Below are 20983 nucleotides of genomic sequence, written 5' to 3' on the forward strand. Positions count from 1 at the left end.
CTTTGTACTCGTCTAGCTACATCCTGCAGCAGGTCATCAACGGCCTGAACCTGGGCAGCATCTACGCCCTGGTGGCCATCGGGCTTACCATCGTCTACGGCATCCTGCGCCTGATCAACTTCGCCCACGGCGATGTGATGATGCTGGGGGCCTATCTGGCCCTGGCGCTCCTCCTTCACCAGTTCGTCCCGCTGGCCTTGGTGATCCTGATCCCGATGATCGTCATCGGCGCGCTGGGCATCCTGATCGAGCGCGTGGCCTATCGCCCTCTGCGAGGGGCGCCCGAGGTGGCCATGCTCATCACGTCCCTGGCTGTGAGCTCCATCATCCAGAACGGCGTTACCATGACGATCACCGCCCAGCCTCGTTCGTTTCGCCTTCCCACGGAATGGGTGCAGCGACACACCGTGGCCGGCGTGAGCTTCTCCACGCTGGACGTGTTGACGGTGAGCCTGGCGCTGCTGCTCATGCTCCTGCTGACCCTTTTCGTCACCCGCACCCGGGTGGGGATCGCCATGCGGGCGTGCTCGGAGAACCTGAACGCCGCCCGGCTGATGGGCATCCCGATCGGGCAGGTGGTCGCCGCCGCCTTCGCCATCGGCTCGGCCCTGGCGGCCATCGCCGGGTTCTTCTGGGCCGGCAAGTTCGGTACCGTGGATCCCTTCATGGGGTTCCTGCCGGGGCTGAAGGCGTTTGTGGCCGCGGTGATCGGTGGGATCGGCAGCATACCGGGGGCGGTGTTGGGGGGATACCTGCTGGGGTTCTCCGAGATCTTCTTCGTGGGCTTCCTGCCGCCGAGCTTCTCCGGCTATCGGGATGCGTTCGTGTTCATTCTCCTCCTGGTGGTGTTGCTGGTTCGCCCCCAGGGGTTGCTACGTACCACATCTGAGGAGCGAGACTGATCGTGTGGAACCGTGCCCGCCTTTTGGCCTTCTTCCCTCTTCTGTTGGGCGTGGTTCTGATCGCCGTCGCCCAGGGGACCCTGAACGACTACTATCAGCGGGTGTTGGCCGTTGTGGCCATCCATATCATCCTGACCGTGAGCCTGAACCTGACGAATGGCTTCACCGGGGATTTCTCGTTGGGGCACGCGGCGTTCATGGCCATCGGAGCTTACGTCTCGGCCGTGCTGACGCTTCCGGTCGCCTCCAAGGAGATGTTGATGTCGGATCTGCCGACCTGGCTTGGCCAGATGCAGGTCCCCTTCCCTGTGGCCACGATCCTGGGCGGGATCCTGGCGGCGGCGGTTGCGCTGCTCATCGGCGTGCCCGTCCTGCGTCTGCGCGGGCACTATCTGGCCGTCGCCACCCTGGGGCTCATGGTGATCGTGCGCGTGGCTGCCAACAATTGGGTGCGTTTCACCCGGGGGGCCAAGGGGATCAACGGCCTCCCGGCGTTCACGAACCTGTGGTGGGCCTATGGCTGGATGGCCATCACCCTCTACGTCATCTGGCGCCTGGTCCACTCCCCCTATGGCCGGGCGATGATCGCTATCCGGGAGGATGAGCTCGCCGCCGCCTCTCGCGGCGTTCGCGTGTTTCGGATCCGGCAGTTGGCGTTCGCTGTGGGCGCTTACTTCGCTGGCATCGCCGGGGCTCTATGGGCCCACCTGATCACCGCCATCACGCCGAACTCCTTCTCCTTTCTGATCACGTTCAACGTGGTGGTGATGTTGGTGGTGGGCGGCATGGGCAGCATCACCGGCTCCGTCGTGGGGGCCGTGCTCATGACGCTGGCGCCGGAGTTCCTGCGCCGGATCGAGACCTCGGTCTCCGTGGGAGGACATCCTCTGTACGGACTTAGCCAGGTCACCATCTCCATCGCGGTGATGCTGGTGATGATCTTCCGGCGTGAAGGGTTGTTGGGAGGCCGGGAGCTGACGTGGCCCCGCTGGCTCCGGCGCTGGGCTTTCGGCGGTGAGGAGGTGGAGGGGCCGGTCCCCGCTCAGCAGAGCGGCTCTTGATGCTCAATTTGATCCCCCACCGGGGTCGACGGGCTCCGGGTTTCAGTATGTCCGTGTGGCATGATCCTAGTGAGGAGGGTGTTATGTTGCGTCGAATCCCACGGTTTCTCGCTTGGCTGCTGGTTCTGTCCTTTGTCCTGACCGCGTGTGCTCCTGTCACACCCGCGCCGGCTCAGGCCCCCGCTGCCGAGCAGCCCGAGGAGAAGGCTCCGGCGGAGGAAGAGGCGGCTGCTGAGCCCATCAAGATCGGTGCCATCTACAACGTCACCGGCGGCATGTCCTCCATCGACGCGCCCGGGTTGAACGGCATGAAGCTGGCCGCCAAGCAGATCAATGAGGCCGGCGGTGTGCTGGGTCGCCCCATCGAGCTCGTCGCCATTGACGGAAAGACGGATCAGACGACGGTGACCAACGCCGTCTCCGAGATGATCAACGTCCACAAGGTCGTCGCCATCGGCGGCCTCAACGACTCCACCTTCGCCCTGGCGGCTGGTCCCATCGCTCAGAAGGCGGGCATCCCCTTCGTCACGGCCGGCGCGACCCTGCCCACCCTGCCTGAGCAGATCGGCGACTACTTCTTCATGGTCCCGTTCGGGGACGACGCCCAGGCGTACGCCATCGCCGACTTCGCCATCGACGACCTGGGGGCCAAGACCGCCTGGATGCTGGTCGACCAGGCCTATGACTTCACCACCGCTCTGGCGAAGTTCTTCAAGGAGCGCTTCACGGAGCGGGGCGGTACCATCCTTCTGGAGGACATCTACCAGTCCGGCGACACCGACTTCTCCGCCCAGATTGCTCGTCTGAAGGAGCTGGACCCGCAGCCGGACGTCCTCTTCGTGTCGGCCATCCCCAACGAGGCGGGCATCACCACCAAGCAGATCCGGGAGGCGGGCCTGACACAGCCGATCCTGTCCGGAGATGGCTTTGATACGCCGCTGATCGCTGAGGTGGCGGGCGATCTGGCCGATGACGTCTACTACTCTACCCACGCCGGGTTGGACAACCCCAGCCCCAAGGTGCAGAACTTCGTGAAGGCCTACACCGAGGAATACGGTCGGCCGCCGGAGAACGCCTTCGCCGCGCTGGGGTATGACGCGCTGAACCTCATCGCCGATGCCATCCGTCGGGCGGGCTCGACCGATCCCGCGGCCATTCGCGATGCCCTGGCCGCGACGAAGGACTTCGACGCTGTGACCGGCGTCATCACCTATCCGCCGGGCCAGCGCAAGCCGACCAAGTCGGTCTCCATCATCCAGGTGCAGGACGGCAAGTACTCCTTCGTCAAGGAGATTACGCCGTAAGCGTGATTCAGGGCCGAGGATCGGGGTCGACCGGTCCTCGGCCCTTCCTGTCTCTCGTCAGAGTCGAGGTGAGTCTTCATGTCCGATCTGCGAAATCGCGTTCTGGCTGCGATTCAAGCTCAGGATGTCCGGTTCGTCCGCTTCATCTGGTGCGATAACGCCGGCGTGATCCGGGCGAAGGCGGTGCATGTGGCCCTCCTGGAGGATCACCTAGACGGCCTGGGGGTGGGCATTGCGGCGGCGCAGCAGGCGCTTCCCGTGATGTACGATGCGCTCTCCGCCGGCTCCGGGCTCACTCCCGCCGGGGAGGTCTACATGCGGGCGGATTGGAGCACCTTCTCTCCGCTGCCCTATGCGCCCGGCCATGCCCGGGTGTTGACCGATATCTATGATGGCGAGGAGCCATGGGGGCACTGCCCTCGCTCCTTCCTGCGCCGGGCCATCGCCCGGGCTCGCGACCTGGGCTGGCGGATCATGGCCGCGTTCGAGAACGAGTTCTATCTGCTGCATCCCTCGGAGGGCGAGCCCCAGCCGCTGGACCAGACGGTCTTCGCCCAGACGGCCGCGCTGGACGGCGCCGCGCCGGTCATCGATGACATCACGGACGCCCTGGCCGATCAGGGTATCCAAGTGGAGATGGTCTATTCGGAGTCGGGGCCCGGCCAGTTCGAGATGCCCATCCGCTACGCCGATGCGCTCACCGCCGCCGATCAGCAGATCGTCTTTCGGGAGACGGTCCGAGCCGTGGCGCAGCAAAATGGGCTCCTGGCCTCCTTCGTGCCCAAGCTCTTCCCCGACCGGGCCGGCTGTGGCGCCCACCTGCACCTCAGCCTCTGGCGTGAGGGGCGGAACTATATCGCCGACCCGCAGGATCCCACCGTCATCAGTCCGGAGACGGCTTCCTTCATCGCCGGCATTCTGCATCACCTGCCGGCCCTGATGGCGCTGACGGTACCCAGCACCAACTCGTTCAAGCGCATCCGCCCCCGCTTCTGGAGTGGCGCGTTTACCTGCTGGGGGTATGGCAACCGGGAGGGCGCCGTGCGGGTGCCCCAACCCGACGTTCACCGTCCCCTCACCCAGATCGAGCTCAAGACCGTCGATCCCTCCTGCAACCCCTATCTGGCCCTCGGCGCCACCATCATCGCCGGCCTGGACGGGCTGGAGAACCAGATGTCGCTGGGGGACCCAGTGCAGATGGATCCCGCCGATCTCTCCGACGAGGAACGGGAGCGCCGGGGGATCCACCCGCTGCCCACCACGTTGGGTGAGGCGATTCAGGCGCTGGAGGCGGATCAGGTGTTGTTGGAGGCCCTGGGGACGGACCTGGCCCGCTCCTTCCTGGCCGTGCGCCGTGCCGAGTGGGAGGGGATGAAGGATATGTCCCACGAGGAGGAAGTTCGCCTGTTGCTGGCACGGTACTGATGTTGGACCTCACCGCGATCCCCATCGTCGATCATCATGTGCACTCGCTGTTACGCCGGCAGCCGAGGACGCTGCCGGCCTATCTGCGTCTGTTCACCGAGAGCGACGATCCCAAGCAGGTGGCGCGCCACGTCCCTCACACGGTCTTCTTCCGGTGGGCGGTGCGCCGCCTCTCCGAGTTTCTGGGGTGCGAGCCCACCGCCGAGGCAGTGTTGGCCGCCCGGCGGGATCTGCCCCCGGATGATCTGGCGCGTCGTTTGTTCGCGGACGCCGGGATCGAGACGTTGTTGGTGGATTATGGGTTCCGCGGCGAGGAGAACCTGAGCCTGGAGGAACTGGGCGCGGCGACGGGATGTCGGGTCGAGCCGATCCTGCGACTCGAGACGTTGGCGGAGGAGTTGATTCGCGAGCACGCGAGCTTCTCCGCCTTCCTCGATGCCTTCGTGGACAGGATCGAGCGGGCGCGCTCGGATGGCCACGTGGCGCTCAAGAGCATCGTCGCCTACCGCACCGGCCTGGCGATCGCCCCCCCGGAGGAGGACGCTGCGGTCGAAGGGTTCCGCCGCTTGCGCTCCCAGGTCGAGCGGGGGGAAGGGATCCGGCTGGCGCATAAGCCCCTGTGCGATCGCCTGGTGCTCCTGGCGCTGGACATTGCGCAACGTCAGGAGATGCCCGTGCAGTTCCACGCGGGCTTCGGGGATCGGGACGTGGATCTCCTGCAGGCCAATCCGCTCCACCTGCGGTGGGTGTTGCAATCCGGCCGGTACTCGCGGGTCCCGATCGTGATCCTGCACGCCGGGTACCCCTACGTGCGGGAGACGGCGTATCTGGCCAGCGTGTACGCCCACGTCTTCGCCGATATGTCCCTGGCGGTCCCCTTTGCGGCCGGCGACATCCCCGCCGTCCTGGACGAGTTATTGGGATTGGCTCCCATCAGCAAGGTGCTGTATGCCTCGGACGCGTTCAGCATCCCGGAGCTGTTCTGGCTGGCAGCGCAACTGGGGAGACGGGAGCTGGCCCGGGCGCTGCAGTCGTTGATCGACGCGGGTTGGCTTCGTTTCGATGAGGCGGAGGAGGCCGCCCAACGCATCCTGAACGGCAACGCCCGAGCTCTGTACGGCCTGTAGCCGCGTGTGCGAATGGATCGGATAAAGCGAAGGGGCGTGGCATCCCTGTGCGGGCGGCCACGCCCCTTGGTGTCAGATCTCGATCTCAGCCGGTGTCTTCATCTCGAGCGCCGCTGCCGTGTGTCCTCATAACTTCAGCGGTGCTCTCGCCTGCATGCGAGCCCCTCTGTCGAGCTAGAGGAACGCCTTGGATAGCTCCAGGAAGTCATCCGCTTCCACGGCGATGGTCTTCTCGTCCACCCGCTGCGCCCACGGCCGGGCGTTGCAGAACGCGCCGGCCATTCGGGCTTCCACATACCTGCGCGTCGCCCGGTAGGGAGGCGGCGGGAGGGCCGGCCTGCCCTCCGCGATCCTGTGCATGGCACGCTCGGCGGCCTCCTCGATGATTCGCTGCGAGACGGGCGGGGGCTTGCAGATCGCCACGGCTACGTCGAGCTCCTCCTTCACGACGGCCGTCTCGATCCACGGCGCGTACCCCTTCGCCTCGGCGCAGGCTTTGTCTCCCCCGGTGACCAGGACGACCGGGACGCCGAAATATCCGGCCGTGTACGTGATCCAGCCGATCTCGCCGATGGGCTGGCCGTTGAGGGTGCACTCCTCGATGGTCCTGTGCGACCAACTGTGGCGCAGGTTCGCGTTGGGGGTTCCCTCCATGGCGTGGTGGGCGAACAGCACGGCCGCGTCCCATCCCCGGTCCAGGACGAAGGGGGGGCGCATCGGGCGTCCCAGGTAGATGTCGGCCTCCTCCCGGATCAGCTCGATGTCAAGCCCGCCTGCGCCGTGCCCGTCCAGGACGAGGATCTCATCGGCCCCGCCTTTGCGGAGCCCACGGATCAGGGCGTTCAGCTCCTCGGTGGCGAGGCGAAGGGATCGGGCGTAGTTGGGCTGGCCGGGGGCGCAATCGGCGTCGAAATTCACCACCCCGCTGACGCCTTCCAGATCGCACAGCACGTGTACTCTCCGTTTGTTCCGTCCCATGGTGTCCGTCCTATCTCCAGATGCGACGTGCGAACGCGATGATCTCCCTGGCCTGGCCTTCGTTCGCCGCCCTCGTTTTGACGATGACGTTCCCCTTACGTAGGGTTTTCGCCTTCTCCCGCAGCTCGTCGGGGGTGAGGTAGATCAGGAGGGGCGTCCCCCGGGCTGCTTCGACGATCCCCTCCAGCCTGTCGTATGCCCTGGGGGCGTTGGGGTCGTCGGTGATCTCCAGGAGGAGCAGGTTGCGGAGGGCGAGAAACTCCTTCAGGGCGTGGAGCCCCGCCGAATGCAGGTGGATGGCTCCGCCGCCCGGGAAGCGATCCAGGACCCCCTGGTCATACGGCGCCCCGAGCTCCCGGTATGTCTCCGGGGAGCACATACTGGAGGCGTCGTTCGAGAAGTGGCCGAAGGCGTCGTGGGGGATCCAGAGGTTGAAGGCGATGAAGAGATCCTCCTGGTAACGTCGCACGATCTCCAGTTGCCTTCGACAGAACTCCAAGATGAGCTCGGTGCATCTTCTCAGGAGCTGATGGGCCCTATCGCTGTCCAGCATGAGGTCGGTGAAGAAGTCATTGCCCCGGAGGGCGTTCGCCAGATCCATGGGCAGAAAGGCGCCCCGGAGCGCCAGTTTCCATCTCCCTTGGGATCTCTCCCCCAGATACGCCATCGCGTCGAGCAGCATGCGGAACCACGGAGCCTCCTGCACCTGCAGGTTTTCCAGGCCCGCGTAGCCCTCTTCCAGGATCGGGCTACACCAGCTCGTATTCCCGCTGAATTTGACCTCGCCTCCCAGGAATGAGCTGAACTCCTGGATTCCAAACCAGGGGCGGAGCACCGGGATCGTATCGTCCGGGATGCCGAGCCTCCTTTCGAACGCCCTCTCTGCCCGATCGATGCAGGAGTCGATGTAGTCTTTCCACTCGTCCGGGAACCTCCATGTCTCCAGAGGGCGGCTTGCCTCCTCAACGTGCGTGGGGATCTCCACCTGGATCAGGATCTTCCCCGTCCCCGGCCCGGCAAAGAACCGCCTCTGGCGGTCCAGGACCTCGTCGATGTCCGGGCGGAACTTCATGGCTTTTCTCCACTTTTGATATTTGGCTGAGATGATTTCTGATCCTGGTTGAAAAAGGAATTTCTACACTTGTAAACAACAGATTTAACCCAGGGGCCTTGACGCAAGCATGTTACTCGGTTAAAGTATGATATAGATGCGAATGATTTGCAATAGCAATATGCCTGGAGCAGCGTCTGGTGCCAGATCGACTCTCTTCTATCGTCTATTCTCGACCCTCTTGGATGTAAAGGGGGCCAATCTGGGAGCTCATACCATCCAAAGGAGGATTTACCTGTGAACGCTAAAGTAACCGTTGCATTGCTCACTGCCGTGGGATTGCTATTGATAGCGTGCGTGCCAACGGCCGCACCGACACCGCAAATCGTCCGCGAGACCGTTCCCGTGGAGGTCACGCGAGTTGTGGAGAGAGTGGTCGAGGAGCCGGTGGTTTACGTCTATTCCGCTCGGCACTACGGATTGATGGAGCCTGCCTTTGCCCAATTCACGAAGGAGACGGGGATCGAGGTGCGGTTCACTTTCGGCAAAGACACGGAACTCCGCGAGCGCCTCAAGGCTGAGGGGCAGTATACACCTGCAGACGTCCTGTTCACTGTGGATGCGGGGAATCTATGGCTAGCGGCCGAAGAGGGCTTGTTGCAATCGATTCAATCGGAGGTGCTGGAGAAAAACGTTCCTGCCCACTTCCGGGATCCGGAAAACCGCTGGTTTGCCTTGTCTCTGCGGGTGCGCACCATCATGTACCACCCGGACCGGGTTAAGCCTGAGGAGCTCTCCACCTACGAGGCGCTGTCGGATCCCAAGTGGAAGGATCGGATGTGCTTCCGTCCTTCGACCAAGGTCTACACCCAGGCCCTGGTAGCCAGCCTGATCGCGACGCATGGCGAAGAGAAGGCCCGAGAGGTCGTAGAGGGGTGGGTGGCCAACAATCCCACTTATATTGACAGCGACACCCGTATTCTGGAGACGGTCGCGGCCGGAGGATGCGATGTGGCCATTGTCAATCACTATTACCTGGCCCGGCTGGTGAATAAGGACCCGGACTTCCCCGTTAAACCCTTCTGGGCCAACCAGGACGATCGAGGAGTACACGTGAATGTTAGCGGGGGTGGGGTGACCACTTACGCCCGAAACGTGGAGAACGCCATCCGGCTACTGGAGTGGCTCAGCGGTCCCGGCCAGAATATGTTCGCCGATGGGAACTTCGAGTACCCGGTGAACCCCCAGGTAGAGCCTCATCCCTTGATCGCTGCCTGGGGCGCCTTCAAGACGGACACCATCCCGGTGGGTGAGTTCGGTCGCCTGCAGGCGGCTGCCATCAAGCTGATGGACGAGGTGGGGTACAAGTAAGCGGTTATCGATACCAAGGAGGAAGAGCGCCAGTGCTGACCAACGACCAACGACTGACGACTCGTGACCAGCGACTGAGGGCCGATAACTCACAGCGGATGATGCAAGTCGAACTTCGAAGTCCACTCAGCGTTCCACGTCTGGCGTCCGCTGTCCGCTCATGGTGGTCGGCGGTCATTCCTGGCAATCGACGTTCAGTAGTCGGCGATCACATGGGAGTGTGGTCGGCTCTGAGCCTGCTCATCGCCTCGCTGGTGGTGTTGCCTATTGTTGTGGTTGTGCTGGCGCTCCTTTCTCCCACCCCTGAGGTATGGCGCCATCTCTGGGCCACTCGACTGCCGGAGATGCTCAGCAACACGGGGGTGCTTCTGGTAGGAGTGGGCTTGGGCACTCTGGTTCTGGGCACGGGGTTGGCATGGCTGGTGGTGAGCTATCGGTTTCCTGGCCGGACGCTTTTCGACTGGCTGCTTATCCTGCCGCTGGCTATGCCGTCCTATGTGCTGGCCTTTGTCTTCATGGCCACTCTGGACTTCGCGGGACCGGTGCAGACCGCGTTGCGTGCCTGGTTCGGCAGCAGTGCCTGGTTCCCCGAGATTCGCTCCGGCGGTGGCGTAGTGGTGGTCATGAGCCTGGTGTTCTATCCCTACGTGTACCTGCTGGCGCGAGCCGCTTTTCACGAGCAGGCGGCCGCTACCTTCGAGGTGGCCCGCACCTTAGGCCACGGCCGCTGGGAGGCCTTCTGTCGGGTGGCGCTCCCCATGGCCCGTCCTTCCATCGTCGCTGGCCTATCACTGGTCCTGATGGAGGTGTTGACCGATCTAGGCACCGTCCGCTTCCTCAATTTCCCGACACTGACCGATGGGATCTTCCGCATCTGGCATGGGATGATGGAGCGGGAGGTAGCGACGGAGTTAGCAGGCTTGCTGTTGCTCTTCGCTCTGGCGGCCATCTTGTTGGAGCGCCGTCTACGGGGACGTGCCCGCTACTACCAGGCGGGCGGCCGCGGCCAGGGGATCACCCCAATGCGCCTTTCCGGCTGGAGGGGATGGGCGGCAACAATTATGTGCACGCTGGTCCTGAGCGTGGCTTTTCTGTTGCCGGTGGGACAGTTGCTGGTGTGGGCCGCAGGTGAGGTGACTCGCCGGACCCCGGGAGCGCTGGATGCCCTTTATTGGGATTTCACCCGCAACAGTCTGGTCCTTTCGGGGGCCGCGGCGGGTATTGCTGTAATCCTGGCCGTTGTGCTGGCCAACGGGGTGCGTCTGAGCGGCCAGCGTCTGACCCGGCTCGCAGCTCGATGGGCGACGATGGGGTATGTCGTTCCGGGAGCGGTCATCGCCTTAGGGGTGCTGATTCCTCTGTCAGCTCTGGATCATGTGCTGAACGATCTGGCCGGGCGATGGTGGGAGGGGGCCCCTGGCCTACTGCTCACCGGGTCTATCATCGGCCTGATCTACGCATATGTGGTGCGCTTTATGGCAGTGGCCTATTTCAGCGTGGAGGCAAGCCTGGAGAAGGTCACCCCCAGCATGGAGGGAGCAGCCCGTACCCTAGGCGCCTCACCAGGGAGAGTGCTATGGCGCATCCACCTGCCCCTGATCCGCGCCGGGATGTTCACCGGGGCGGTGCTGGTGTTCGTAGACGTCATGAAGGAGTTGCCGGCGACCCTTTTGCTGCGCCCCTTCGGCTACGATACGCTAGCTGTCCGCGTCTGGCAAGACGTCTCAGAGTCGTTGTGGGACAGCGCAGCCTTGCCCGCCCTCACCATTGTGGTGGCTGGGCTTCTACCCGTAGTGTTGTTGATACGTGCCGCTACACTGGGCAGCCGCTCCGGGCCCTTGCTGCATCATCCTAACAGAGAAGCCAGCAACCCTCTCCACGAGGGCTGAGGGGGAGGTATGGAATGTCCACTCGTGTGAAAGCTCACCTTGCCACTTTCCCGGGCGGGGATGGTTGTTCCCTAGAATACATCCGCGATACGAGGAGAACGGAACATGCATGATCACAGGCACGCCCCTGTTCCTTCCTTTGTGGAGACCCTTGCCCCATCGACGGAACACGCCCTCTCCCTTTCTGGCATTACCAAACGGTTTGGAAATGTAGTGGCGGTAGACAACTTCTCTTTGGATGTGGCTCCCGGTGAGCTGCTGGCCCTGGTGGGGCCCAGCGGTTGTGGCAAGACCACCATCTTGCGTCTCATCGCCGGGTTGGAGGTCCCAGACCAGGGACTCATCGCGATTCGAGGCCGACTGGCGGCAGGGGCAGGAGTCTGGCTCCCCCCTGAAGCGCGAAAGGTTAGTCTGGTGTTCCAAGATTACGCGCTGTTTCCTCACATGACGGTAGCCGATAACACGGGCTTCGGACTCCGAGGATGGAACCGCGAAGCCCGCGCATTGCGGATAAGAGAGGTGTTGGACATGGTGCAGTTGGCCCACCTGGCCAACCGCTATCCTCACGAGCTCTCTGGCGGTGAACAGCAGCGGGTTGCCTTGGCACGGGCGCTGGCCCCTCAGCCCGAGGTGTTATTGTTAGATGAACCCTTCTCCAATCTGGATGCTGGCTTGCGCACCCAGGTGCGGGAGGAGATTCGAGATATCCTGAAAGCCGTGCACACCACCGTGCTTTTCGTCACCCACGACCAGGAGGAGGCATTGTTCATGGGCGATCGGGTGGCGGTCCTCAACGCGGGGCGGCTGGAGCAGATGGGAATCCCGGAAGAGGTCTTTCACAATCCGGCTACCCGTTTTGTCGCCGAGTTTATGGGCCACACCGGCTTTCTATCAGCCCGAGTCACCGCCGAAGGTCTGGAAACCGAGTTGGGCTTCCTACCTCAGCGACCACCTTTGCCTCCCGGAACCCAGGTAGACGTCCTGGTGAGGCCCGACGATCTGACTTTGCACCCTGATCCTCAGGCATCGGCCCGTGTGGAGCGGCGCATCTTTCAGGGGATGCACCACCTGCACCGGGTAGTCCTGCCCTCAGGGCAGATCGTCCACTGTTTGACGCTGCACACAGAACACTACCTGCCGGGCACGGCTGTGCGTGTGGAACTGACCCCCGGTCACCCCCTCACTTGCTTCGTGAACGGGCGGGCTGTGGCTTGAACGACTGGAACTCTTCAATGGCCTGGGGGCCCAGCGGGACCACTCCGGAGTGTAAGGGTGTGTCTGAAAAATGCCGTTGCTTCTGCTGTGCGGGGCCCCTCCGGAAAAAGCACTTCTTTTGCCTTCGACCTGCCTGACCTCGGCCGAGTCCTTCGGGAAGATTCGCCCATTCGCCCATTCGCTCCGTATCCTCGTGCGGATCGGGCGAGACAGCCGACAGCGGGTAGCGGTTCGCCGATAGCTTTTACAGCGCGCTGCGGCTGTTAACCCGCTCTTTTCCAGGACCAAACGGTTAGCCATTCATTTGTGGGCTCATCACTCACCCGTTTGTTCATGATCCTCGAGAGCACGAAGGAGCTCACTGCTCACTGCTACCAGCTAACCGCTAAACAGCTCCGTATCCTCGTGCGGATCGGGTGGGATTGAAGGGAGCGAGTCAGCGAATCTGCGAGTCAGCGAGGGCACGTGAATCCTGCTCCCTCGGAAGGGAAGGGAACAGACACGAGGACAACCGCCAAGCCACCGCCGACAGCATAGAACTTCCTGAACCCAACCATTGGAAGACCGCTGATTGTGGACAACCAATGATTCGCCATTCGCCCATTCGCCCACTCGCCCACTCGCTCCGTATCCTCGTGCGGATCGGGTGGGGTTGAAACCGAGGACCCGGAGGTTATCCGGAAACAGATCAAACCTTTCAGTATCCTCGTGCGGATCGGATGGGGTTGAAACTCGTCGGGCTCAAGCTCCCTGATCTACTCACGATGAAACTTTCAGTATCCTCGTGCGGATCGGATGGGGTTGAAACCGCTTGGGGCGCTGGTGGCCGTGCTGACCGGCCCGGCCCTTTCAGTATCCTCGTGCGGATCGGATGGGGTTGAAACATTTGCAGAGCGGCGCCGATGATCGTCTCATCATCGCTTTCAGTATCCTCGTGCGGATCGGATGGGGTTGAAACACCCGTCGCGGCCGTACACACTAGACGTGAACATTGCCCTTTCAGTATCCTCGTGCGGATCGGATGGGGTTGAAACGAGTGGAATCGGAAGACGGGGGAGCCGAAGCGCTTGCGCTTTCAGTATCCTCGTGCGGATCGGATGGGGTTGAAACCTGGCATCATCATCGCACCCACCCCTTTCGCCGTCTACCCTTTCAGTATCCTCGTGCGGATCGGATGGGGTTGAAACGCAGCTCGTATGCCAGGGATCTCACGCTCCTTATCATGCTTTCAGTATCCTCGTGCGGATCGGATGGGGTTGAAACTGCATTACGTATGGCATTTGTTAAGGCATCACAGGCGTCTTTCAGTATCCTCGTGCGGATCGGATGGGGTTGAAACATCATCATCTTGCCCCACGCGAGTCACCAGCTCGCCTTTCAGTATCCTCGTGCGGATCGGATGGGGTTGAAACCCTATAGAGTTCCCTACTCATCTCTACCATCGTTTTGTCTTTCAGCATCCTCGTGCGGATCGGATGGGGTTGAAACGAAGAGGTCATGATCCCCGCCCAGTTCGACATGGACCTTTCAGTATCCTCGTGCGGATCGGATGGGGTTGAAACCGTAAAGCAGTGGTATAGGGTAAGCTCACCTAATTGGCCTTTCAGTATCCTCGTGCGGATCGGATGGGGTTGAAACTATGCACTGCCGCAGCCGAAGGAGCATCGGTTCAAGACTTTCAGTATCCTCGTGCGGATCGGATGGGGTTGAAACCCTCTTCCAACTCATCTAGCGTAGGTGGTTCGCTGAAAACTTTCAGTATCCTCGTGCGGATCGGATGGGGTTGAAACGCAAGCCGCGTCCAAATCGAGTTCGCGGCCGCCACCCACCTTTCAGTATCCTCGTGCGGATCGGATGGGGTTGAAACCATGAAGGTCAAACTATTCGCCGTGATTGAGCCCAACTCTTTCAGTATCCTCGTGCGGATCGGATGGGGTTGAAACCGCGAAACACAGCAAAACAGCGCGGCCACACAAATCGCTTTCAGTATCCTCGTGCGGATCGGATGGGGTTGAAACGTTTTCATGCTTGGCATTCAGGATGTCGGATAGCGCTTTCAGTATCCTCGTGCGGATGGGGTTGAAACGCCGATTGACGCTGATCATGTCGGCGTCAGTGGGCCTTTCAGTATCCTCGTGCGGATCGGATGGGGTTGAAACGTAGAGGAAAGAATGTCGTTAAGAACCACGGGAGTGAGCTTTCAGTATCCTCGTGCGGATCGGATGGGGTTGAAACGACAGATGATGAAGCGCGCAGTCAATATGATACCGCCTTTCAGTATCCTCGTGCGGATCGGATGGGGTTGAAACCTTCGACGTGGCACGCAATGAGGCACGACGTCGTTTGCCTTTCAGTATCCTCGTGCGGATCGGATGGGGTTGAAACCCTTCCCCATGCCTTCGGCGCCGTCTACGCGTCTGGAACTTTCAGTATCCTCGTGCGGATCGGATGGGGTTGAAACGTTTTCATGCTTGGCATTCAGGATGTCGGATAGCGCTTTCAGTATCCTCGTGCTCGGATGGGGTTGAAACGGATCGCTCTTGAAGATCGGCGGCCAGCTCCAGGAATCCTTTCAGTATCCTCGTGCGGATCGGATGGGGTTGAAACCCTGGACATCGAGCTCATCGCCCTCTACATCCTGTGGACTTTCAGTATCCTCGTGCGGATCGGATGGGGTTGAAACCGGGATCGTGAGCAAGCCCTGCCGAAGCACGTCCCGCCTTTCAGTATCCTCGTGCGGATCGGATGGGGTTGAAACCGTGCTTCCGGTGTTCCGCTTCGTCGGCGGGATACCAGCTTTCAGTATCCTCGTGCGGATCGGATGGGGTTGAAACCAGCAAGGACCTTGCAGTCATGACGTGCCGTGTGTGCTTTCAGTATCCTCGTGCGGATCGGATGGGGTTGAAACCCCACACGGCCATACGGATCTCGGCGATCATCTCCGGCTTTCAGTATCCTCGTGCGGATCGGGTGGGGTTGAAACAGGCATGCCTCATCGTCCAGGCATTCCGCGGAGCCGCTTTCAGTATCCTCGTGCGGATCGGGTGGGGTTGAAACCAGCGTTGCGCCTCAAGGCCACGTCGGCGCAACGCGCCTTTCAGTATCCTCGTGCGGATCGGGTGGGGTTGAAACACGAACACCCTGATCAGGTTGCTAGTCGACGTGTTCGGCTTTCAGTATCCTCGTGCGGATCGGGTGGGGTTGAAACGAATGGCCGTATCGTCATGTGGGCTGACCAGGAATTCTTTCAGTATCCTCGTGCGGATCGGGTGGGGTTGAAACTACAGCCACTGTCTCTCTTCCCCTGACCATCCGGACGCTTTCAGTATCCTCGTGCGGATCGGGTGGGGTTGAAACTAGGTGAGGATTTCGCGCGACGCGCCAATTCCGCCCGGCTTTCAGTATCCTCGTGCGGATCGGGTGGGGTTGAAACCAATGAGCTTATCCCAATTAGCGGCTGGACGTGGGCCTACTTTCAGTATCCTCGTGCGGATCGGGTGGGGTTGAAACGCCGAAGGAAGAGCTGGAGCGAGAGCTCGGCCGATCCCTTTCAGTATCCTCGTGCGGATCGGGTGGGGTTGAAACCGGATCATCGCCAACGCTCGGGACATCCTGGAATCCCCTTTCAGTATCCTCGTGCGGATCGGGTGGGGTTGAAACGCCGATACGCCCATCATCTGGACGTATTCTCCCAAGGCTTTCAGTATCCTCGTGCGGATCGGGTGGGGTTGAAACCCTCCGCTTCCTCTGGTGGCCTGCCAAGGACCTTCGCCCTTTCAGTATCCTCGTGCGGATCGGGTGGGGTTGAAACTCCTCAACCGTTGGCCTGGTGTTGCCCTTGAATCCCTCTTTCAGTATCCTCGTGGTGGGGTTGAAACGGCGGGCGTGGGCTCTCCAGAATGCCCGCGATTGCACTTTCAGTATCCTCGTGCGGATCGGGTGGGGTTGAAACGTCCACATACGGTGTGAGCGGGAGCATGAACCGATCTCTTTCAGTATCCTCGTGCGGATCGGGTGGGGTTGAAACCAGGAGCGGCGACATGCATACTACGAGGAGTTGAATCTTTCAGTATCCTCGTGCGGATCGGGTGGGGTTGAAACTCCTCAACCGTTGGCCTGGTGTTGCCCTTGAATCCCTCTTTCAGTATCCTCGTATCGGGTGGGGTTGAAACGTAAAGCGTGCTACGAGGATTTCGCCCTACTCGTTCTTTCAGTATCCTCGTGCGGATCGGGTGGGGTTGAAACAGCGCCGTGAGCTATGGCCTTTGCGACGTAGATCGCTCCACTTTCAGTATCCTCGTGCGGATCGGGTGGGGTTGAAACGTCTCCTTCGCTGATCCGGGCAGTAACATTACGGACTTTCAGTATCCTCGTGCGGATCGGGTGGGGTTGAAACGGACAAGGATACCTGGGGCGTCTGGGCGGATGACGCTTTCAGTATCCTCGTGCGGATCGGGTGGGGTTGAAACCATTGCGGCGCTAGTCGCCCTTTGCCCTACCCAAGCCAACCTTTCAGTATCCTCGTGCGGATCGGGTGGGGTTGAAACTCCTTTACTAGGAGCAAAGCGTAGGCTCCCCAGTCTCTTTCAGTATCCTCGTGCGGATCGGGTGGGGTTGAAACAGCGCACGAGCTGCTCGGAGCCTGCCTGCATTGACAACTTTCAGTATCCTCGTGCGGATCGGGTGGGGTTGAAACCTCTCGTGGATCAGTGGGGCAAGGTCCCGGACGTTTCCCTTTCAGTATCCTCGTGCGGATCGGGTGGGGTTGAAACTGCGCTGACGTTATCGGGGACAGTTCCGGATCTGTCCGCTTTCAGTATCCTCGTGCGGATCGGGTGGGGTTGAAACCAAGATGCGGGCTCTGCGGTCTGGGGGTAGGGCTTCGCTTTCAGTATCCTCGTGCGGATCGGGTGGGGTTGAAACGTCCAGCCATTCCGCCCTAACGTAGGCCTTGAACGCTTTCAGTATCCTCGTGCGGATCGGGTGGGGTTGAAACCCCTCATCTTCGCAACGCTCTTGGGTATGAAAATGCCTCTTTCCCTCTGAAAAACGGCTCTCAGAGCCTCTACGAGCGTTTTTATCACTCCGTGTATGTTAAGGTGCAGTCCAATCGAACCTGATTCTTCGCAAATCCTTTTTTGTCCCGAACCCCCGGGGGATTTGCGAACCTATATCACATCGTTGCAGAATCGCCGGAACTCACAGTTCACGCATTTCCCTCTCGAGCGGGGTGGATCTGGCATACGCTCGGAAGCGATCATTTCCCGCACTTCCGAGACCATCGTCCGCGCCCGAGACTTCAGTCGCGTGGTCATCCGGACCTCCTCCGCCCGCTTGGTCCGGATGGAATATAGGAAGCCTCGCCGGATGGGAGTCCAGCCATTGGCCTCCAATAGAAGCGCATATACTGCGAGCTGAACACGATGATGCTGTTGGAATCGGTTCGTATCCAATTTGTATTCTACAGGAATTATTTCACCTGTCAACTGCAGTACCAGGTCGATTCGGCCGCTTACGCCCAGGTCTGCATCTTGTACCTCTACTCGTAGATGTCGCCGCGCTTTGTCCAGCCTGTACCGACGCAGGCTTCGCCTTACCTCGCGTAGCTCTTCCTCCTCGTGTGCGATCTTCCCTTCGATCATCAGATAAGTCTCCGGGCGGATGGAGGGCATGAAGTAGGCGTAGTAGACGATTCGAGGGCAGTACGTCCACTGCTTCAAATCGACTGCCTGCAACATCCAGGACTCGTTCATGAAATGATCTCCTGCTATTTGCGCTTCTCCTCTTGCTCGATGATGATCCGCTGCGCCCAATCCTCGTTGCAGACGTAGATCAATTGTACTTTCGCCGCCTTTCGGCCAACCTGCCTCCGGATCCGGGCCATGAGCTCTTTCCGATATGTCTTGTTCAACTGACCGACAAAGGCGGAATATTGGATGCGATCCAGGCCATAATCCAGACACAAATCGGAGACCTTCGTGCGTATCCGATCGTCAGGGATGTCGTATACCAGCAGGCAGGGCATGGAGACCTCCGAGAAGGGCAGATGGCGAGTCACGGACGGGCGCCGGATGCGGGGCGCCTCGTCGATTTCGCTGACTCGCTGACTCGCTGATTCGCTGACTCGCCGATTCGTTGACTCACCACCCCGCTTACCAGCTCGCCAGGTACGGCGTGTATGTCTCCCGCTCACCTCGCAGATAGGTAGCCAGGTGACGGGCTTGGGTTTGCAGAATGGCCCCCAGCTTGTGGCGTTTCCCTTCGTACCGCTCGGGGCGGTCCAGGCGGTCCAATACCCGCTCGGCGATCATCCGGCGCGTCTCTTGTGTGAGGAATCCTTGGTCGTCCGTCTCAATGCCCATGCCCCGGTTGACGATGCTCAATATGGTCCGGTCTACGACCGGTGCTCGGAATTCCTCGATCAGGTCCAGCACCAGGCTGGGTTTGCCCGGCCGATCGACATGGAGGAACCCGGCGTATGGCTCCAGACCGGCCAGCAGGATCGCCCGCTCGACCTGGCCGTAGAGCACGCCATATCCGTAGTTCAACGCCATGTTGATCGGATCTTTGGCGCCTCGCCCCCGACGTCCGGGCCAGTCCATCTGATCTCGGAGGAGTAGGCGGATGGCGGCCCAATATTTCTGCGCGGCCCGCCCCTCGGCCGACAGCAACTGGAAGCGCACGTCGTCCACACGGCTGCCTTGGGCTTGCTCCACCTCTGCCAGATGATCCAGCGTTTCGCTGGCCAGCAGTTGGAGCTCCTGGTAGAGATCGGGATCCTTTTCCTTTCGATATTTGGCGGCGTAGCGGATCAAGCGGGCTTGATTCTCGATCTTACCGGTGGCGAACGCCCGGGCGAGGTGCAGGCCGCGAGCGTCGTGGTAGGCCAGCATCTGGGAGCGGCGAGTTTGCACGGTTCCCACCAGCCCGACGGAGACCAGGGAGGCGTAGGGGGTTCCCCGGCTGCTCATGAAGTGGATGGGGATGCCGGCCTCGGCACAGGCGCGTACGGCATCCGCGCTGATGCTCACCCCGTTGGAGCCGATGAGGACCTGCTCCAGGTGGATGAGCGGCGCCTGCGTCAGTTTCTCCCCCGTCTTCAGTCGCTCGACCTGAAGGCGGCCGGAGTGCTTGCGGATGAAAGTGCCAAACTCGTCAACGATCAGATGTCGGATGATGGGCATGGTGTCCTCCGGACAGCAGGTAGCCGATAGCCGGCAGCAGGTAGCGGTTAGCGCTTGCCGGTGATCGTGGCCAGGAGGCCGAAAAGCATTTTCGTAATCTCTTGTAGCTCATCCTGAAGGGGCTGATAATCTTCGGGTTGGAGATATCCCACATCCAGAGCGATATCGAGCTGCGTACTGAGTTCTGCGGCTGAGCCAAGGGCTATATTGATGTGATTGGCGAGCACTTTATCCGACCGTCTTACATGCCCTTCCGCGATGTTAGAGGGGATTGAGATCGCAGCGCGCCGAACCTGACCAGTTAGGCCATATTGCTCACGCCGAGGGAAGGACTCCGTGATGCGATAGATCTCTACAGCTAGAGCTTTCGCCCGCTGCCACACTTCTAGATCACGATAACTTCTAATCCTCCTGTTGCGCATTGATCCCCCCTCTCCTTGCTACCTGCTGGCAGCTAACTGCTAACCGCTAACCGCTAACCTCGTACCACCCGTCCCCCTTCACCGCGTTCTTTCCCACGTGGGTCAGGGTGCCCCAGATGAGCCACGGGAGGAGGGGGGCCCAGTCTTTCGTCATGTAGGTGGCATATCCCATAAATCCGCCGATGGGGGTGGATCGCCCTGTGCGGGAGGAGTGGCTAGACAGGTCGACCCACACGGTGTCCTCGCAGATCAGCTCCACGTGCTCCGCTGCCTCCAGGGTTGGCTTCACGTCGATCTCGCCGATGTCGCCATACTCACGGGCCAGCCCCTCGATTCGGTCCACCAACCGGCCGAAGAGGGGGCGGAACAGCGGACGGCGGATCCGTTGGCGACCTCGTGCGATGATGCGGGTGGGGGTCAGGAAGTGCAAGCGCACTCTGCCGTTGATTCGGGCGAGCATGCGGTCCGCCGCCTCCTGGATATCGGCTGTGGCCACGGGGAGGGTCGGGATCTGCACGGTGGATCCCCCCTCGCCCATGAGAAGCTGCTCTTCCCCGGTGAGCGGGTGGATGCACCGGATGTTGACCAGGGTGAAGCGTCCCCGGTGGCCCTTGTTTTGTGGCAGTCGTCGTCCCGCGCCGACGCGTCCCATCTCCGGGATGGCCAGGATCAGGTAGGGGAGCAGGTTCACGGCCGTGCCGAAGAGGGTGATGCCGAAGGTGAACGTCTCGCCCGGCCGATAGTGGAAGGGCGGGCGGCCGTTGTGGGGATCGGGCAATGGCGGCTCAATGGTGTAGGGGCGCACAGGGGTGTTGCCGCGCCACCAGCCTGCGTCCTCGCGGGCCAGGAGCCAGCAGACGGGGCATATGGCGGAGTGGCCGGGATCGGGATCGTCCGGCGCCGGGCAGTAGTGGTGGCGCAGGACGCCGAAAAGGGCGCCGCGCAGTTGCCCGCCCGGCTGGCGGCCGAAGGCGATGTGCGTTTGCGCTCGCACCTCGATGCACAGATGGTGGCTGGTGAGCTGGGGAAGCCCACAGGTCGTCATGGTATCCTC

Annotated in this window: 15 protein-coding genes and 2 CRISPR repeat arrays; of the genes, 8 read left to right on the forward strand and 7 right to left on the reverse strand. The window is 61.4% G+C overall.

Translation table 11 applies throughout. The features are described from left to right. Positions 1 to 2 precede the first annotated feature (2 nt). From GXP39_02215 to GXP39_02235, 5 genes are all read left to right on the forward strand, one after another. Positions 3 to 902 carry a branched-chain amino acid ABC transporter permease gene (locus tag GXP39_02215; GenBank protein NOZ26850.1) on the forward strand — a complete coding sequence of 300 codons (900 nt, stop codon included), beginning with the start codon at positions 3 to 5 and terminating at the stop codon, positions 900 to 902. 2 nt (positions 903 to 904) lie between these two features. Continuing rightward, positions 905 to 1963: a branched-chain amino acid ABC transporter permease gene (locus tag GXP39_02220; protein NOZ26851.1), complete on the forward strand. Its 1059-nt coding sequence runs from the start codon at positions 905 to 907 to the stop codon at positions 1961 to 1963. 83 nt (positions 1964 to 2046) lie between these two features. Next, positions 2047 to 3267 (forward strand): ABC transporter substrate-binding protein, encoded by a 1221-nt coding sequence (locus GXP39_02225; GenBank protein ID NOZ26852.1) that lies wholly within the window; start codon positions 2047 to 2049, stop codon positions 3265 to 3267. A 78-nt stretch (positions 3268 to 3345) separates the two neighbouring features. Further along, a complete protein-coding gene (locus tag GXP39_02230; protein NOZ26853.1) occupies positions 3346 to 4692 on the forward strand; it encodes a glutamine synthetase in 1347 nt (448 codons plus the stop codon). Next, complete coding sequence (locus GXP39_02235; GenBank protein NOZ26854.1) at positions 4692 to 5819, forward strand: amidohydrolase family protein; 1128 nt, start codon at positions 4692 to 4694, stop codon at positions 5817 to 5819. Before GXP39_02230 ends, GXP39_02235 begins: the two co-directional genes overlap by 1 nt. Before the next feature lie 174 nt (positions 5820 to 5993). On the opposite strand, the gene GXP39_02240 is transcribed toward GXP39_02235, so the two are convergent. Next, on the reverse strand, positions 5994 to 6797 hold the full coding sequence (locus tag GXP39_02240) for a M55 family metallopeptidase (GenBank protein NOZ26855.1): 804 nt from the start codon (positions 6795 to 6797) through the stop codon (positions 5994 to 5996). 10 nt (positions 6798 to 6807) lie between these two features. After that, positions 6808 to 7869, reverse strand: coding sequence for a hypothetical protein (locus tag GXP39_02245; protein ID NOZ26856.1), 1062 nt, complete (start codon positions 7867 to 7869; stop codon positions 6808 to 6810). Between the two features lie 462 nt (positions 7870 to 8331). Here GXP39_02245 and GXP39_02250 point away from each other — a divergent pair, with 462 nt between their 5' ends. The 3 genes from GXP39_02250 to GXP39_02260 all read left to right on the forward strand — a co-directional run bounded on the left by GXP39_02250 (position 8332) and on the right by GXP39_02260 (position 12323). Continuing rightward, positions 8332 to 9219 carry a Fe(3+) ABC transporter substrate-binding protein gene (locus tag GXP39_02250; protein NOZ26857.1) on the forward strand — a complete coding sequence of 296 codons (888 nt, stop codon included), beginning with the start codon at positions 8332 to 8334 and terminating at the stop codon, positions 9217 to 9219. A 212-nt stretch (positions 9220 to 9431) separates the two neighbouring features. Beyond that, positions 9432 to 11108 carry an iron ABC transporter permease gene (locus GXP39_02255; GenBank protein ID NOZ26858.1) on the forward strand — a complete coding sequence of 559 codons (1677 nt, stop codon included), beginning with the start codon at positions 9432 to 9434 and terminating at the stop codon, positions 11106 to 11108. A 105-nt stretch (positions 11109 to 11213) separates the two neighbouring features. Then, positions 11214 to 12323 (forward strand): ABC transporter ATP-binding protein, encoded by a 1110-nt coding sequence (locus GXP39_02260; GenBank protein ID NOZ26859.1) that lies wholly within the window; start codon positions 11214 to 11216, stop codon positions 12321 to 12323. A gap of 621 nt (positions 12324 to 12944) precedes the next feature. Further along, a CRISPR array of direct repeats spans positions 12945 to 16134; the repeat unit is 38 nt; unit sequence CTTTCAGTATCCTCGTGCGGATCGGATGGGGTTGAAAC. A 37-nt stretch (positions 16135 to 16171) separates the two neighbouring features. Beyond that, positions 16172 to 17319: a CRISPR direct-repeat array (repeat unit 38 nt; unit sequence CTTTCAGTATCCTCGTGCGGATCGGGTGGGGTTGAAAC). A gap of 172 nt (positions 17320 to 17491) precedes the next feature. Here GXP39_02260 and cas4 read toward each other — a convergent pair. From cas4 to GXP39_02285, 5 genes are all read right to left on the reverse strand, one after another. Beyond that, positions 17492 to 18076 carry a CRISPR-associated protein Cas4 gene (gene cas4, locus GXP39_02265; GenBank protein ID NOZ26860.1) on the reverse strand — a complete coding sequence of 195 codons (585 nt, stop codon included), beginning with the start codon at positions 18074 to 18076 and terminating at the stop codon, positions 17492 to 17494. 14 nt (positions 18077 to 18090) lie between these two features. Then, the gene (gene cas2, locus GXP39_02270) at positions 18091 to 18348 is read right to left on the reverse strand and encodes a CRISPR-associated endonuclease Cas2 (GenBank protein NOZ26861.1); all 258 of its coding nucleotides are present in this window, start codon (positions 18346 to 18348) and stop codon (positions 18091 to 18093) included. Positions 18349 to 18475: 127 nt separating this feature from the next. Beyond that, positions 18476 to 19507: a CRISPR-associated endonuclease Cas1 gene (gene cas1, locus GXP39_02275; protein NOZ26862.1), complete on the reverse strand. Its 1032-nt coding sequence runs from the start codon at positions 19505 to 19507 to the stop codon at positions 18476 to 18478. A gap of 47 nt (positions 19508 to 19554) precedes the next feature. Then, positions 19555 to 19914 (reverse strand): four helix bundle protein, encoded by a 360-nt coding sequence (locus GXP39_02280; GenBank protein NOZ26863.1) that lies wholly within the window; start codon positions 19912 to 19914, stop codon positions 19555 to 19557. Positions 19915 to 19975: 61 nt separating this feature from the next. Continuing rightward, complete coding sequence (locus GXP39_02285) at positions 19976 to 20974, reverse strand: CRISPR system precrRNA processing endoribonuclease RAMP protein Cas6 (GenBank protein NOZ26864.1); 999 nt, start codon at positions 20972 to 20974, stop codon at positions 19976 to 19978. Between the last annotated feature and the right edge of the window lie 9 nt (positions 20975 to 20983).

The sequence above is a fragment of the Chloroflexota bacterium genome (assembly GCA_013152435.1).
GTDB lineage: Bacteria > Chloroflexota > Anaerolineae > DUEN01 > DUEN01 > DUEN01.